Raw genomic sequence first — 15238 nt, forward strand, 5'->3', positions numbered from 1 at the left:
GAGACGGCGACACCGAGGACGGCGCCTACACCCTCCACGGCTACCGGGGGCGGAACGGCCGTATGATCCGGCGGAATCCGGGGGCGAGGTGGTTCCTGCCCAACGAGGACGAGTGGTACAAGGCGGCCTACCACGATCCGAAGTCAGTCGGGAGGGACAGACAGCCTGGAATGCTCAGCAAAGTACCGCGGGACTGAACTGTTCGTGATGTAATGCCCTCGACGTTCTCTGCGCGAGGAATAGTAAGATGCCTCCCACTCGATGAAAAGTCTGCAACCAAGCCGAGGACCGAAACCCGTCGCCGCTAGGTTTAAGCGGCCAGTTCTGCCTTGCATCGCTTACCGGTATTTCGCTTGGACCCCGCTCTGGCGAAGAAATGAGGTCCGTCGTACCGACGGGGCATCAAACCTCGCGCAAAGACGGATCAAGTTGCTTTACGATTGCCTCAGCATCAAGGCCTCGGACGTCCGCCAGAATATCTTCCTTTTCGGAATCGAGGAGGTTGGAGGAGGCCAGAATCTTTGTTCACAGGCCGATGATGACCGCTTCAGGAAGCTTCAAAGCCCAGGCGACCGGCATTATTTCGCGCCGCGCGACGCGCATTCTCCAGCTCGAGTTTATCGCCGCGCAGTTTCGTCAAGCGAAGATTCTCCAGTTCCTGCTCCTTGGAAGCCGGGGGGAGCCGCGCGGAGCCGGTAAAACTGGATCAGCCCCGATACGACTTTCATGGCGTCGGCGGTGCCGTTCGCGGTTATTTGGGGAATAACGCCGTGCTCCATCAGTTGGCGGATTCGGAGGTAATCGACTGGCAAAGATTTATGACTAGAGCTTCGGTGCAATCGCGCGTCTCCCCGCAGGAAAGCTCCCGGAAGGACCCGCAAAGTCCTGCCCGATTTCGATAAACTGGGAAACAGTCCGTCAGTCGGTCATAGGTCGTGAAATGACGGAGTGATAGACAGTGTTGCACTTTTGTTTCGCCGCGATTTTGAATGCCAGGATCCATCATCGAAGTGGCGGCTGGCAGCCCGTTCCCAATGTTAGCACGCCCCGTGCAGGTTCTCTCCGGAGCACGGCATGCGGTTCTTCCGCCTGCGCTACAGCAGACAGGGCTGTCTGCGTTACCAAGACAACCCGGTCTCCGACAACCTCTGGAGGCACCCATGCCTTACAGATGCTCATTGACATCGGCCAACCTCAAACTCATAGTTCCCCCATGATCTCTAAGGCCGCCCGATTCTCGCGTCGAGAGATGGCATTTACTCTGATTGAACTGCTCGTGGTGATTGCGATCATCGCCCTGCTCGCCTCGATGTTGCTGCCGGCGCTCGCCAAGGCGAAAGAAAGAGGCAAGCGCACCAAGTGTGTGTCAAACCTTCGCCAATTTGGCATCGCGCACACGCTTTACGTCGATGACAACAGAGGGACACCGTTGGAAACGTGCGAAGTTGATCAAAGTGGACCGTCACGCATTCCCCCAATTGTGCTCGCTTGGCGAAGGCCGGGAGCGGACTTTCTTAGCATCGAAGGGCTTGCCCTCTACTTGCCAGGTGTTCGTATCGCGCCCGGGAACGTTGAGGTGGGCGGTGTTTGGTGGTGCCCGAGCACCCGGCAACCCACCCGGCAAGAAGTCAATAGCGTGGTGAATGGCTGGGGTTACTTTAATGCCTCATACAGCTACTTTGGGCGCGTCGATCGTTGGCGACCAGGACAAGCGACCCGGGCTGATGATTTGACTGCCAAGGAACTGCAGAGTGATCGGTTATTGATGAGCGACGCGTTGGTTTGGTGGGACTTCGGAAAACTCTGGACTTACAATCATGGGCGGAAACCAGGAATCGTTCAGGACCCTGGACCGCCTGGAATCACCGGACTGAATCAGCTTTATGGCGATTGCCGGGTAACCTGGAAGGCGGCAAACCGATTTGATCTTCCGGCGCTGTCTGCACGAAGAGTAACGAATGGGATAGTGCGATCGACCTTAGGCGGCCTTACTTTTTATTAATTGCTTTGATCCATTACGATCTGATGGTGCTCCATCATGCCTGGTGATTTTGTGCAGAGCGAAACAACCAGACGAAAATCCGTGCTGTGTGCGAACACTGTTCAAGTACTCAACGTCTTTCAACCGGTGAAGGCGAAGCCTGAACGTTCCGGGTCGCTGCAAGAAAAACGCTGCCTCGATTCCTCGTCGCGCTTCGGCAAGCACGCTTCTTGACGGAATTTCGCACTTGATCAGGAGGCCGCTTTCTTCGCGCTGGCCGTCAAAAAGCCGGTCGGCGAAAGGGGAATGATTCCTGCAGGCCGTCTGCGGCTCAGATAATCCCCTGCGCCAGCCGTTGGATGCGGGCACGACAGGGCCGGACCGACGCGGCAGCGTCTTGGAGTGCGGCAGTCCTCTGCCGCATTCGAGCGCGTCCGACGGTCCAAAAGCGCCAGAGGGCTGGCGCACCCCAAGACCTGGCGGAAGTTTGGAGCACCTTCGTGCGGGCCGCCCCCCACCTTCGTCATGGAACTGATGCTGGGCATCAAGATCACCGACTATTGCGACCAGGCCAACCTCACCACCCGGGAGCGGCTCGATCTGTTCATCAAGGTCGGTCACACCTTCCAACACGCGCAGCAGAAGGGGATCATCCATCGCGACATCAAGCCGTCGAAGATCCGCGTCACGCTGCACGGTTCCGCGTCGGCGAGAGTGCCGAAGGTGATTGATTTCGGCATTTCGAAGGCGACGGAGGGCCGGCTGACGGACAACACGGTTAACACGCAACTCAACCAGTTCATCGGCCTACATGACTCCGGAGCAGGCGGAGATGAGCGGGCTGGAAATTGATACGCGCAGCGACATCCACAACCTGGGCGTGTTGCTCTACGAACTGCTGGCCGGCAGCACGCCGTTTGATGCGAAGGAGTTGATGTCGCAAGGCATCGACGCGATGCGCAAGACGATTCGCGAGAAGGACCGCCCGGGCCGCTCCGAGACCGCCAACGGGATCGCATCTGATTTCAAACGTGATCTCAACCATGAGCCAGTCGTCGCCCGCGCTCCAGCCGCGGCCTGGCAGCACGAAACGAGGAAGCTGAATCCACGCGAGCAGCGTGAGTGGGAACCCTTCAACCCGGCGGATGGATGATTCACAACACCCTGACTGCCCGCCAAACTGAGTGAACAACCGATTCGCGTGACGGACGCATGGACGCGTGAGAATCCGTTAGACAACGGGCTTATTCGGGGATTTTTTGGATCGGAGGATCCGCTCCGCATGGCGGGTGCCAAGCGCGTGCGGATCCCGAATGCCCACCGTCCGGTTCACCGTACCACCGGAACGCTGCACCGCTCTTGCAGCCACGTCACATCCACATTGTTCGGTGATGCCTGACCGTCGCCGAGTTGGATTTTCCCCAGGGGACGCGTCGTTCGCGGGTCCTGCCACCGATGGATTTCCGCGTGACCATCGGCAAAGGTGACCCCCCCTGCCCGGTTATGGTAGCTGGCGGGAAAGTTGATCATTTGCGTCTGCGCTCCCGTGGCAATGAGGTTCACCCCAAACGCGCCATCGTCGATGCTATCCTCGCGCTCATCCACGAACGTGAAGATCTGCGACGGATTGGGGATCTGGGATTGCTTGCGGAAGTTGACGAACTTTTCATCCGGCGCATTGTGCCAGTTCCCCGGGCAGTTCATTTTCTGATTGAGCGCGACACTACGAACGCGAGCGAAGGTCTTGCCACCATGTTTGGAAGTGCTTTTGTCGGCCGGACATTTGTAAATCGTCAGGGATTCGTTGTAGGGCCACAGCTTCCCTCGAGGCGACATCAGATTCAAAACGTTCGTATTGTCCGGCTCAGCGACGGCAATGCTCATCCAACCCTGGCACCAACCATTCGGTTCCCGCAGCCAAGCCGCGACCACCAAGCGATCCTCGAAGTCGGCCGAATAAAGCGTCCACGCGAGGTTCAGCTGCCGCAGGCTGTTCAGGCAATAGATCCCATGTGCTTTCGTCTTCGCCTTGCTCAGCGCTGGAAGCAGCATGCCGGCGAGGATGGCAATGATCGCAATCACGACCAAAAGTTCGATGAGCGTAAAACCCGCCTGAGCCGGACGCGGCCGACGGGAGACTGCGGAAACTCGTGGAGGTTTCATGAGCAGCATGGATTAAACTAATAGGAATTTACTTTGCACGACTGAAGTACAAATACTAAACGTTCCGGGTTTCTGCCACTAGAAAAATGCCCTTTTGAGGCGATCCTTGGAGGCTTCCCGGCTGGGATAATTTTGTCTCCCTGGAGGCTGAAAACAGAAATATCGCCGAAGCGACCGCAAGGGACTCCGGCGACCGTTGCGCCGTGGGCATGGGAGGCATCCTCGATTAACGCCAGCCCGTGGGCATTTGCCCGTTCGCGCCACTCAGCCACCTTGCATGGCAATCCCCACAGATGTACGAGCGCGGCCGCTTTGGTTTGTGGAGTGATGCGTCGGGCTGCATCCTTCGGATCAATGCCCGGTGCAGAATGCATCTCGGTGGCTAAGGGTGAGGAGCCTTCCAACGTCGTCTTGAACACAAAGCTGGCCTTGTGTGGCAGGAGATTCTCGATCCAAACGGGCCCCTCGCCATGATCAAGAAATCACCAGCAATTTCCAAGAGACTACGTTAGCCTCGCGGCATGCCGGATTGGTTTCATCGAACTGTCAGCCAGCCGCTGCTCTTTGCCTTGCCGGATAGCCTCTTCCGTCAGTCCTGGTTTTGGGGTTCGATGCTCGGGCTTGCCATGTTGATCGGCAGCTTGCTGGCTCTGGTCATCGCCTCTACTCGTGTCATTCTGCCCTACGACGAAGTGTTCTGCGGGCTCACCCGTGACCAGCTGTCCGCCCCTAACCCGCGGCTGCTGCCGTTCCTCGCGCACGATCGCGCCACCATGGGCGGGATGCTGATGGCCGCCGGAATCCCGTTCCTGCTCGCGGCATTGTGGGGCATCGGACGTGGGACGCGATGGCTGTGGTGGACGATGCTGCTGGCGGCGGTGCCCGCATACCTCTGCGCGATTGGTGTCCACTTCGTGATCGGCTACATGGACTTCCTTCACCTGCTACCGGCCTTCCTCGGACTGGGATTCCTGGTTGCGGGATTGATGGCGTGTCGCGCCTGGATGTGGGACGAGGGACCCCATCGTGCGGACACCATCCCCGGCTCAGAAGGCTGAGGCTCTTTCGATCAAACAATCATGATCAGAATTCTCGCTCGCAGCCGACGGAAACAAACCGAGGCACAATTCCCCCATGTTGGACGGATTCCCTTGTCCGAGCTTGGGCAGGACTGGTACAGGCTATAGCCATGAAGTGTCCCTGGCCTCTCTGTTCGATTGCGTTGAGCCTGACCGCCAGTGTTTGGCTCCCGGCCGCTGAACCCGCTGTGTTCAATCCAAAAATTGAACCCGCTTCAGATGCGCCCGCAAAAGCGATGCGAGGCATGAAGTTACCCGACGGTTTTGGAATCGAGTTGTTCGCTGCGGAGCCGATGGTGTCGAGCCCTGTGGGGATCGCCGTGGATGAAAAGGGAGCGGTTTACGCCGCAGAGACCTTCCGGCATGGGACGTCCGTCCGAGGGCATTTTGAGTGGTTGGAGGAAGATCTCGCTGCGCGGACAGTGGCTGATCGCGTTGCCTTCACCCGCCGCCTCGCTCCGGACATCAGTCTTTACACCCGGGAACATGAGCGGGTGCGAATGTTGGTGGACACCGACGGGGATGGACGAGCCGACCGATCCACGGTGTTCGCGGATGGGTTCAACGACATCGCAGCGGGATTGGGGGCCGACGTCATGGCGCGACGGGGGAAGGTCTATTTTGCATGCGTGCCGGACTTGTGGCTGCTGGAGGACAAAGATGGGGATGGACGAGCCGATGAACGGAAGAGCCTGCATCATGGGTACGGCGTGCATATCGGTTACACGGCCCACGACCTGCATGGATTGGAGATGGGACCGGACGGCAAGATCTACTTCACGATGGCCGACCGGGGAATGCACGTGGAGCATGAAGGGAAGACGTTTGCCTACCCGGACACAGGCACGGCGCTGCGCTGCAATCCGGACGGCTCTGAACTGGAGGTTTTCGCGACAGGCTTACGCAACCCGCAGGATTTGGCCTTTGATGAATTTGGCAACTTGTTCACAGGCGACAACAACGCGGATGGAGGTGACAAAGCGCGGGTGGTTTACATCGTCGAGGGCGGAGACAGCGGCTGGCGGATCGGATATCAGTTCATCCCTCCGGATATCCGGCCATGGAATGCTGAACGGTTATGGCATCTCCCGTTTTCCGAGCAGGCGGCCTATCTGATTCCACCCATCGGGCATTTGGCGTCGGGGCCGTCGGGTTTGGAATATTATCCGGGATTGGGGTTCGGGGAGGCGTATCGCGGATCGTTTCTTCTTTGTGACTACCGCTACAGCCCCACAGCCAGCACACTGTTTCGCTTTACGGTTCGACCTCAGGGGGCGGGTTTCGAAATGGGTGTGGTGGAGAGTTTCCTGAAGGGAGCAGTGCCAACCGATGTGGAGTTTGGGCCTGACGGTTGTTTATACGTCTCGGAAATGGATGGCGCGCCCCCTTCGGTCAATCGAGGCCGAGTGTATCGCGTGTTTGATCGATTGAGACGGACGGAGGCCGCGGTCGTGGAAATGAAGGCACTGTTTGCGGCAGGTTTTGAGTCCAGATCCGAGGCGGAGTTGGAAAAGCTGTTAACCCATGCGGACATGCGTGTTCGGTTGGAAGCGCAGTTCGCGCTGGCAGAACGGGGAGCGGCCTCTGTGTTTGCAAGGGTCCTTCAGAATTCAGAGCATCGATTGGCAAGGCTGCACGCGATCTGGGGTGTTGGACAACTGGCACGCAAGACGTCATCGGCTGCCGCGTTGGTTGCAGAAGCCTTGGAAGATGGTGATCCAGAAGTCCGTGCTCAAGTGGTGAAAGTGTTGGGTGAAGCACGCTACCTCGCCTCGTTCGATGCGCTGACGGCACGGTTGAAGGATCAAAGCTCCCGGGTTCGGTTTTTCTCAGCGATCAGCTTGGGCAAACTAGGCCGGAGCGAAGCTGTGGATCCGTTGCTGGGCATGTTACGGGAGAATTCGGGGAACGACCCCTATCTTCGTCACGCAGGCTCGATGGGACTCGCGGGGACCGGCGCGCCGGAGAAATTGTTATCTGCAGTTCGACGTGCTTCCAGCGCGGAACGGATGGGCGTGTTGCTGGCCTTGCGCCGTCTACAGCACCCTGGGGTCGCAGAATTTCTAAACGACTCCGATCCGCTCCTGGTGGTGGAAGCAGCCCGCGCCATTTACGACATGCCAATCACCCCCGCGCTGCCTGCGCTGGCTGGACTATGGAACAGCTCCAGGGTGAGGCTGACGGGCGGAGGAGAGGCGAGCCGTGCGTTGATCCGCCGCGTGCTGAGCGCGAACTACCGGTTGGGCCATGCGGCACACGCGCAGGTGCTGGCTGACATGGCCAACGAACCGCAAATGACCGCGGCTTTCCGTGTCGAGGCCATTGAGTTGTTGACACGCTGGGCTGCACCTTCAGGTCGCGATTCCTACCTCGGGATTTGGCGGCCCGTGGCCTCGCGTCCCGGAAACGTGGCTCGGGAAGCACTGCGGGGATCGATCGGGATCCTGTTGACTCAAACAGCGGACATCGCGGTTGCTGCCGCGCGGTTTGCTGCCGACCACGGTTTGGACGAGGCCAGCAACGCGCTGGTTGAGGCGGTGCAGGCCGCGGGAAGTCCACCGGAGCTTGGAACCGCGGCGTTGCAGGCGCTGGACAAGCTCGGGAGCAAGCGTTTGACCGAGGCAGTGATGCTCGCATCGGAATCGCCTCATGCGGCGCTGCAGGCGGAAGCCAGCCGACTGATCCCGAGGATCGCCCCGGACAAGGCTGTTGAGCTTTTGGAAAAGTCGTTGAAGAGCTCCTCCATTCGTGTTCAGCAAAGTGCCCTCACGTCATTGGCAGCACTGCCTGTATCTCGATCGGACGATGTGTTGCTCTCCCATTTTGAAAGGATGGAAAAGGGTGAACTGAGGCCCGAACTGCACCTGGAGCTGTTGACGGCCATGGGAGCACGTCAAACTCCCGAACTCAAAGCGCGGCTGGCGGCGCGGACCCGAGGGTTCTTGAGCACGGACCCTCTGGCGGGGTATCGGGAGACCCTGGCCGGAGGAGACGCGGGCCGTGGACGAAAAATCTTCTTCGACAAGGCGGAGGCACAATGCGTGCGTTGTCATGTGGTGGAGAAAACAGGGGGCGAAGTAGGTCCTGATCTGTCGGCGTTGGCCACGCGGGCGAGTCGGGAACAGATACTGGAATCGCTCCTGGACCCGAATCGCTCGATTGTGCCGGGCTACGCCAACATTGAGTTGACGCTTAAGAACGAAGAAAGCGTGACGGGAGTGTTGAAGAGCGATGGGCCCGAGGCGGTGGAACTGGTCGAATTGAGTGGCAAAAAGGTTCGGATATCCAAGGACGAAATTGTCGGGCGCCGGGAGGGTCTTTCCTCGATGCCAACCAATATGGCAGAGTTTCTGACCAAGGCTGAGATTCGGGACCTGGTGGAGTTCCTCGCGAACCTGGGAATTCCGAAAAAGCTGTAGCTTGAGGGTTCAACCTCGAGACTGCCTCTCTCGCCATGATACCCCTCGAACAGATTGTCCTGTTCTACGCCGTAGGTGTTGTGACCACCGCCATCCACTTTCTGGTATTCAACCTCCTGACCCGCCCCGCACTGGGATGACGCCGGATCCCGGCCCATGGGGTCTCGGTCACCTGCGCCATGATCTGGTCCTCTCGGGCGCTGGCCATGCAGGGCGGCGCGGCGGCCTGGCGCGGGTTTTCGCCGTAGGGGCTGCCGACGTGGTCGAGCACCTGATCCTCGTATTGGCCGGGCCGGTCATAGACGCCGCTGTTGCAGCCCGGCGACAACTTCCACTCGAACCGCAACTCGAAATCGTCGGGCACGGGCTTCGCCTTCCACGTCAAGTCGCCACCCTTGTCCCTGCGGTAGAATGCGCCGTCCACGATGATCCAGTTGCCCTTCTGCTCCCAGCCGGCTCTCCTGTTTTCTCCGGAGCTCCATGCCTGACGAAGCATCACGCCGCCGGCCGGTCGTCCTCGTCTGGACCGGCGAGCTCGGCCGAACCCCGTTCGCGCAAGGGAGCGACGGCCGCGACCAACCACGCTGTCCAACCCCTTGAAACACGCTCGGCTTCGACGAGATCTTCTATCCGTTTCCTATGCGTGAGTCACCCCGTTGACAACATTCGGCAACGGTTCCCCGCGCAGCGCCGTCACCGCGAACTTGGCCGCGGTTTCGCGAAGTGTTCGTACTGCTTTGGGACTGGCCGAGGCGATGTGCGACGCGACGATCACGTTCGGCAATGAACGCAACGCGCTGTCCGCCGGGATCGGCTCGGGGTCGCAAACGTCGAGCGCCGCGTAGGCAATCTGTCCCGATTGCAGCGCGGCGACGAGAGCGGCCGTGTCGATCAAGTCGCCTCGCGCCAGGTTGATGACGACCGACCCTTGTTTCATCCGACCGAGCGAATCGGCATTCAGCAGCTTCTTCGTCTGCGGTGTCGACGGGCAATGCAAACTGACGATGTCGGACTGAGCCAACAATTCGTCGAGCGTGACCGGTTCGCATCCGGCGGCACGCACTGCGTCGGCAGGAACGAAGGCGTCATGCACAAGCCGCCGGCACTTGAACGGGCCCAGCCGCGACGCGACCTCGCGACCGATGCGCCCGAAGCCCACGAGTCCCGCGGTTTGATCGCGCAGCGTTCGCAACTGATCGAGCGCTGGCACCAAGCCCCACTTGCCCTCGCGAATATGCAGCGTGTTGGGCACGACCTGCCGAGTGACACCGAGAATGAACGCCAGCGTGTGATCGGCGACTTCATCGATGCAGTAGTCGGGAATGTTGCAGACCGGAATGCCCCGCTCGCGCGCTGCCTTCCCGTCGACGTTGTCATAGCCGATGCCGTAACGCACGATGACCTTCGCACGCCTCATGGCCCCAATCACGTCCGCATTGATCGGCGCGAATTGAGTGATGACCGCGTCCGCCTCGGCGACCAGCGCCTGCAGCGCGGGAATCTGTTTGTCATTTCCGCTCCGCAACTCAAGGCCGGCGGCGGACAGAATCGCCTGCTCGACGTCCAGGTTCGGGAATGTGTAATCGGTGATCGCTACGGTCGGCATGGCGGGAAGCCTCGGTGGTGCGGGACGGGGACAATGAATTGACGCGGGATTAAATTGTCAGACTATCCACCGCGTTAGTTTTTGGTCCGCCATCGTGCCGAAGAATCTCATGCAGACGACTGATCGGAATTTGCTTTTCACGGCTGGAGGCGAAGCCTGAACGTTTCGGGTCTCTGCCGCAAGAGAAACGCTGCTTCGATTCCTCGTCGCGCTTCGGCAAGCACGCTTCTCGACGGAATTTCGCACTTGATCATGAGGCCGCTCTCTTCGCGCTGGCCGTCAAAAAGCCGGTCGGGCGAAAGGGGAGTCCTTCCTGCCGGTCGTCTGCGGTTCGGATAAGCCCCTGCGCCAGCCGTTGGATGCGGGCACGACAGGGCCGGACCGACGCGGCAGCGTCTTGGAGTGCGGCAGTCCTCTGCCGCATTCGAGCGCGTCCGACGGTCCAAAAGCGCCAGAGGGCTGGCGCACCCCAAGACCTGGCGGAAGTTTGGAGCACCTTCGTGCGGGCCGCCCCCCACCTTCGTCATGGAACTGATGCTGGGCATCAAGATCACCGACTATTGCGACCAGGCCAACCTCACCACCCGGGAGCGGCTCGATCTGTTCATCAAGGTCGGTCAAACCATCCAGCACGCGCAGCAGAAGGGGGTCATCCACCGCGACATCAAACCGTCGAAGATTCGCAGCTTCATCCGTTTCTCGAAGCTGATGGAAAAACGGAATGGAATTCATAAGCCCGGGCGGTGCATCCCGATGTTGCCGGTGATGCAGGTAGGGCGCGTCCGTCCCGGTGCGCCGCCGGAGCATGATGTTTTGCATCCCGTGGGCGGCGGGCTGGGACAGGCCCGCCCTACCAACAACATCGGGATACACGGAAGCCCGGGGACGGAATTCAGGACGACGCATGCGCATCATCGCCACCCATCCTCTTCGAACTTCCGCAAGGAAAGTGCGCTGGCACGGATTGGGTGCCTACTTGGGTTTGCTGGCGCGAGCCATGATCTCCCCTCGGCGTTTCGCGAGGTCGCGTCAGGCTTGCCGGTTCTGGTACGACGGAAGGCGGTAGAGGGGCTCGTCCGATCACGGCGGCCAAGGCGCGTCATCCTTGAGCGGAGACGAGGTGCGCACCTGGATCCAAGGCACATCCCTCGGGCCGGTGGGGTTGCCCACGATCTTCTTGGAAAGCGTGTGCGGATCGACCCATTTCCTGATCTCCGCGTGGCCGTCCGCGAAGGATAAACCGCAGGCTCCATTGTGATAATTGGCGGGCATGTTTCCCCAGAGATGCTTTCGGTTGACGAACACCAGGAAATAGCCGTCGTCGATGGCATCGGGATGTTCGTCGAGAAAGACAAAAGCCTGGGAGGGCGACGGACGAAGAATTTCGGTGTACTTCCTGAAAGTGTAATGGGTGTTGCGGATTTCGGCGGTGTACCAGCTGTCGCCATTCATATTGCCGCTCATCGAAATGCTGCGAACGCGGGGATGATTGCGGCCCCCCAGCCGCACGAAGCTTTGGTCGGCCGGGCATTTGTAAATTTCCAGGGCCTGGTTGTAATTCCAGAGCATGCCCCGAGGGGCTTTGAGCAAGTTGACGTTGGTGGCTTCCTGCGGAGTCTGTAGCCATCCTTCAATCCACCCGATCTGGGCGCCGGTGCCATTGGGGACGAGCCGTTCCCTGTTGTCGTCCGCATACATGTACCAAGCCAGATTCAACTGCTTGAGGTTGCTCATGCATTTGATGCCCTGGGCTTTGGTTTTGGATTTGGACAAGGCGGGGAGCAACATGCCGGCGAGAATCGCGATGATGGCGATCACCACGAGCAGTTCGATCAGCGTGAAGCCGGTCGAATTCCGGCGGCGGGAGGGGCGCGTCAAACAAAGCGGGTTCATGATAGCAATGTCTTCCAGGTGAAGTGAGGCCGAAGTTGCTCCGACCGAAAGGAGCGATCAAGTCTCAAATGTCGCTAAATTCATCGCGGTCCTGGATTTCCATCCAGACGGTCGATAAGCCTGATGCTCATCGAACCGACCGAAGGCCTGTTTACATCCGTGCGATTCGTGGGCAGATTATTTCCTTATCCGTGGATTTGGCTTGGACCGAGAGGTTTTTCTCTTTTTTGAGACGATGATCCTCTTTGAGGTCGTCTGCTGCAGCCTTGCTGGTCGAAATCTCGGTCAGCGTTTGGCAGCCGTTGGAGAAACTGGCGGAGAAGCGCGGCTCGTCCTGAGCGTTGCCGCTAGGCGACGATCTCCAGCGCTTTGCGTTCGTCCGACTTCGGTTCGGTCAGCGCCGCGATGCGTTCATCCAACGTGGTCAGCATTCCACCCCGGCGGAGGGCGAGACCGAGCGGATACGCATCGTTCACCTGCTGATGGCCGAGCAAGCGCGCCCCGGCAAATGCGATGGCTTCAGCGAAGGACGGTTCATCCGGCCAGAACGCATGGCCTCGGGCAGGGGCGAAACGATGTCCAAGGAGATGGAGCGCAGATACTCGCTCGGCTTGCGCTGGAGCTTCAGCGGACCGCGTTTGAGGACGTGCAACCGATGATCCATGTGTCCGCAAATGCAGGGCAGGGTGCCGCCGAGGTGCGGGCAGACGAGCTTGAGCTAAAGCGGTCGGCACCTTTGTCGTTCAGTTTGTCAACGACAAGCCAGGGTTCCAGCGGTTGATGCTGGCCGCCCATGCACGCCGTCCATTCAGTCCAGATCGGTGTTGAGGGTGGCGTGTCCCACCGGGCTCAGTCCAACTCACGCAAGGAAAGGGGCATCGTTCTATCTCCCATGCCGAATCAGCAGCGTTTCCCTGTCTGCAAAGCGATGGGTAAATTCAGTCGTCTGCTGGGTCAGGGTTCGACCGGTGAAGGGGTCAAACAGACGAGCGGGGCTTGGCCAACGCAACGTGCGTTCACCCGCGCCATCCGCGTTCAGGCACAGATAGCTGCGGCTCGCGTAAAGGGTGTCGTCCCGGTCGTTGTAAATGTGGATACCCGCCTGGCGGGCCAGCGCCCGCAGCAACGACACGGGCAGGACGGGATTCAGTGTGTAGATGGAGTTCCAGTCCTTCAGCCGCTTCATCGCCAAGGCAACTTCACCATGTCCCTCGACGTGTCCCAGCGCGATGGCCTGCGGATCTTCGACACTGAACCATTGCCCCCAGACGTGTTCGTGCCCGATGATCTTGCTGGCAGCAGCCACACCTGCCAGCAGGGCCGACCCCGCCGCGTTCAGCGACATCCGCAACCGGAGCCGCTCGCCGGCTTTTCCGGGCACGAGACGAATGTGGGTCAACTCGTGCATCGCCTCGACGGAAGCCTTCGGCCCGTTGAACAACCCGGGCGCGTAACACCACAGCACCGTGCGCCGGATGAGTTCGCGCTGCCGGTCGGTCAGATGGAAGCAGTTCAGGAAGATGACGAGCTTGTATCGCTTCATTTCGGCCCGCGCGAGATCGTCCACCAGGATCGAGTCATGAGGCGCGCCCAGTTTTGCGAGTTGCACCTGGGCGGGCTGAAGGGTCTGTTGTAGGAACCCGCTCTCGAACGTGGCATAGCCGCATGACACCTCCTCTGACACCACGAGAATCTCGGCCACGGAAGAGCAATCGTCCTGCTTCGCTTCATCCAGCAGCGCATTCAGTCGCGTCACCTCGGCCATCAGTTCCGGGGCGTCAAAATAGCCGCCGTGCAAATCAAAAAAGCTCTGGTAAATGCCGTTCCTGAGTACAAAGCCCGCGCCGCGCCGGTATTGCCAGATGGTCTCCTGCGCCGTCCCGGTCACGCCAAGTTCCTTGCGGTAACGTTCGACGGTCGCGCGGTCCTGGCTGGCGCGGTGTATTTCGTCATAGCGAAACGAAACCGTGTCGTTGTCGTGATACCACAGCTTACCGTGCAGGCCGACCGAGGTGATGGGCGCACGGGCGTAATCCGCGCCGCGACCCAGCGCGCGGTTGTGGTAGCTGGCGGTGACGATGGCGAAGTCGAGATGTTTCGAGCGGAGCAACCGGTCGAGCGCGTTGTGGCCGTATTCCGGGTCGCCGCCAAACTCGAACATGTAACAATAGAACGCGCCGACGACTTTCCGGAAGTCACTCGCCTCTTTGGCGGCGCCCAAGAAAACCTCCATCGTGTCCGGCACGAGGTCGTTGTAGAAAAGATACCAATCGATCACCGCCATCTCGGTGGCCGGGTCGCGGAAGGTGCGCTGGTTTCTCCCGGCCTCACGCGCGGCTTGGGACGGCACCTTGACCTTCTCGAACTCAGCCCGCGGGTCACTCCAGGCGTGGCGCAGGGCATCGGCGGTGTCGGCGCGCCATTGCAGCGAGGCCAGGGACGGAAACGCCTTGCCGTCGCGCCCGTGGCCGATGCCCTGGCGGTAGTGCTTTCCGCCATGCGACAACACCTGGCACTCGTCGGGATTGGCCTTTGCCCACCAGTCCGGCGGCGTGAGGTAGATGCGCGGCAACAGCAGCCCGCGCGGATTGGCTTCCAGCACGCGAGGTGCGAGCGCGTCCAGCGCCTCAAAATTCCATTAGTCCGTCCCGAGCCAGACCGGCGTTCCGAACCCGGGGCCGAGATTCGTCGAGAAACTAAACACGTCCGTGCCCGCTTCGGTGAATTGCCCGAAGACCCGCGTCCCCGGAACATACGTCTCGAACACCGGCTTGGTGTAAGGCTGGCCATCGAGGAAGAACCTCGGCTGGCCCCGATGCCGCCGCACCTCGGTCCGCGGGCCGGGCGCCCTAGCCCGCATATTTCATGGCGCGATCGATTTTAGGAATTTGGAGGGCAAGATTTTCCTGAGACGCGGCGGAATGGGCGTTGGAGGGCTGGTGGTGGGGTGACGACAAGGGGGAACGGCGATATCGCGGGTGAAAACTCGACTTTGCGGGCGTTTTTGACGACGGCGCAGCTTTCGGAGATTTTCCGAATCCCAATCGCCTACGGGTTGTGGTGTCGGCGGCTAATCACTCCACAAGGCCGCGGCCAT

General features: G+C 60.1%; 11 protein-coding genes and 2 pseudogenes. 5 read left to right on the plus strand and 8 right to left on the minus strand.

The window, feature by feature from the left end; all coding sequences use genetic code 11:
* Positions 1-1213: 1213 nt before the first annotated feature.
* The gene (locus FJ404_17225) at positions 1214-2002 is read left to right on the plus strand and encodes a type II secretion system protein (GenBank protein ID MBM3824600.1); all 789 of its coding nucleotides are present in this window, start codon (positions 1214-1216) and stop codon (positions 2000-2002) included.
* Between the two features lie 504 nt (positions 2003-2506).
* Positions 2507-3134 (plus strand): annotated as a pseudogene (locus FJ404_17230) (hypothetical protein).
* 176 nt (positions 3135-3310) lie between these two features.
* Here FJ404_17230 and FJ404_17235 read toward each other — a convergent pair.
* Together FJ404_17235 and FJ404_17240 are read right to left on the minus strand one after the other, a co-directional pair.
* The gene (locus FJ404_17235; protein ID MBM3824601.1) at positions 3311-4153 is read right to left on the minus strand and encodes a type II secretion system protein; all 843 of its coding nucleotides are present in this window, start codon (positions 4151-4153) and stop codon (positions 3311-3313) included.
* An 8-nt stretch (positions 4154-4161) separates the two neighbouring features.
* The gene (locus FJ404_17240) at positions 4162-4563 is read right to left on the minus strand and encodes a hypothetical protein (GenBank protein MBM3824602.1); all 402 of its coding nucleotides are present in this window, start codon (positions 4561-4563) and stop codon (positions 4162-4164) included.
* A 428-nt stretch (positions 4564-4991) separates the two neighbouring features.
* Here FJ404_17240 and FJ404_17245 point away from each other — a divergent pair, with 428 nt between their 5' ends.
* Positions 4992-8642: a c-type cytochrome gene (locus FJ404_17245; GenBank protein ID MBM3824603.1), complete on the plus strand. Its 3651-nt coding sequence runs from the start codon at positions 4992-4994 to the stop codon at positions 8640-8642.
* 64 nt (positions 8643-8706) lie between these two features.
* On the opposite strand, the gene FJ404_17250 is transcribed toward FJ404_17245, so the two are convergent.
* A complete protein-coding gene (locus FJ404_17250; GenBank protein MBM3824604.1) occupies positions 8707-9138 on the minus strand; it encodes a DUF1080 domain-containing protein in 432 nt (143 codons plus the stop codon).
* Here FJ404_17250 and FJ404_17255 point away from each other — a divergent pair.
* Positions 9123-9242: a DUF1501 domain-containing protein gene (locus FJ404_17255; protein MBM3824605.1), complete on the plus strand. Its 120-nt coding sequence runs from the start codon at positions 9123-9125 to the stop codon at positions 9240-9242. The two genes, FJ404_17250 and FJ404_17255, sit on opposite strands and share 16 nt — an antisense overlap.
* A 37-nt stretch (positions 9243-9279) precedes the next feature.
* Here FJ404_17255 and FJ404_17260 read toward each other — a convergent pair whose 3' ends face one another.
* Positions 9280-10248, minus strand: coding sequence for a C-terminal binding protein (locus FJ404_17260; GenBank protein MBM3824606.1), 969 nt, complete (start codon positions 10246-10248; stop codon positions 9280-9282).
* A gap of 513 nt (positions 10249-10761) precedes the next feature.
* Here FJ404_17260 and FJ404_17265 point away from each other — a divergent pair.
* Positions 10762-10923 (plus strand): annotated as a pseudogene (locus FJ404_17265) (serine/threonine protein kinase).
* A 405-nt stretch (positions 10924-11328) separates the two neighbouring features.
* Here FJ404_17265 and FJ404_17270 read toward each other — a convergent pair.
* The 4 genes from FJ404_17270 to FJ404_17285 all read right to left on the minus strand — a co-directional run bounded on the left by FJ404_17270 (position 11329) and on the right by FJ404_17285 (position 15001).
* The gene (locus tag FJ404_17270; GenBank protein ID MBM3824607.1) at positions 11329-12141 is read right to left on the minus strand and encodes a type II secretion system protein; all 813 of its coding nucleotides are present in this window, start codon (positions 12139-12141) and stop codon (positions 11329-11331) included.
* 472 nt (positions 12142-12613) lie between these two features.
* Complete coding sequence (locus tag FJ404_17275; protein ID MBM3824608.1) at positions 12614-12805, minus strand: hypothetical protein; 192 nt, start codon at positions 12803-12805, stop codon at positions 12614-12616.
* Positions 12806-13024: 219 nt separating this feature from the next.
* Complete coding sequence (locus FJ404_17280; protein MBM3824609.1) at positions 13025-14743, minus strand: hypothetical protein; 1719 nt, start codon at positions 14741-14743, stop codon at positions 13025-13027.
* Between the two features lie 36 nt (positions 14744-14779).
* Positions 14780-15001, minus strand: a complete 222-nt coding sequence (locus tag FJ404_17285; GenBank protein MBM3824610.1) for a hypothetical protein — start codon at positions 14999-15001, stop codon at positions 14780-14782.
* Positions 15002-15238: the final 237 nt, after the last annotated feature.

Source organism: Verrucomicrobiota bacterium, assembly GCA_016871495.1.
Classification (GTDB): Bacteria; Verrucomicrobiota; Verrucomicrobiia; order Limisphaerales; family VHDF01; genus VHDF01.

What these genes read in the sequence shown, in the direction of transcription:
- FJ404_17245 (MBM3824603.1), top strand. Translation starts at nt 4,992, where the DNA reads ATGGCTGTGGTGGACGATGCTGCTGGCGGCGGTGCCCGCATACCTCTG.
- FJ404_17250 (MBM3824604.1), bottom strand. Translation starts at nt 9,138, where the DNA reads ATGCTTCGTCAGGCATGGAGCTCCGGAGAAAACAGGAGAGCCGGCTGG.
- FJ404_17260 (MBM3824606.1), bottom strand. Translation starts at nt 10,248, where the DNA reads ATGCCGACCGTAGCGATCACCGATTACACATTCCCGAACCTGGACGTC.
- FJ404_17270 (MBM3824607.1), bottom strand. Translation starts at nt 12,141, where the DNA reads ATGAACCCGCTTTGTTTGACGCGCCCCTCCCGCCGCCGGAATTCGACC.
- FJ404_17235 (MBM3824601.1), bottom strand. Translation starts at nt 4,153, where the DNA reads ATGCTGCTCATGAAACCTCCACGAGTTTCCGCAGTCTCCCGTCGGCCG.
- FJ404_17225 (MBM3824600.1), top strand. Translation starts at nt 1,214, where the DNA reads ATGATCTCTAAGGCCGCCCGATTCTCGCGTCGAGAGATGGCATTTACT.
- FJ404_17255 (MBM3824605.1), top strand. Translation starts at nt 9,123, where the DNA reads ATGCCTGACGAAGCATCACGCCGCCGGCCGGTCGTCCTCGTCTGGACC.
- FJ404_17285 (MBM3824610.1), bottom strand. Translation starts at nt 15,001, where the DNA reads ATGCGGGCTAGGGCGCCCGGCCCGCGGACCGAGGTGCGGCGGCATCGG.
- FJ404_17275 (MBM3824608.1), bottom strand. Translation starts at nt 12,805, where the DNA reads ATGGATCATCGGTTGCACGTCCTCAAACGCGGTCCGCTGAAGCTCCAG.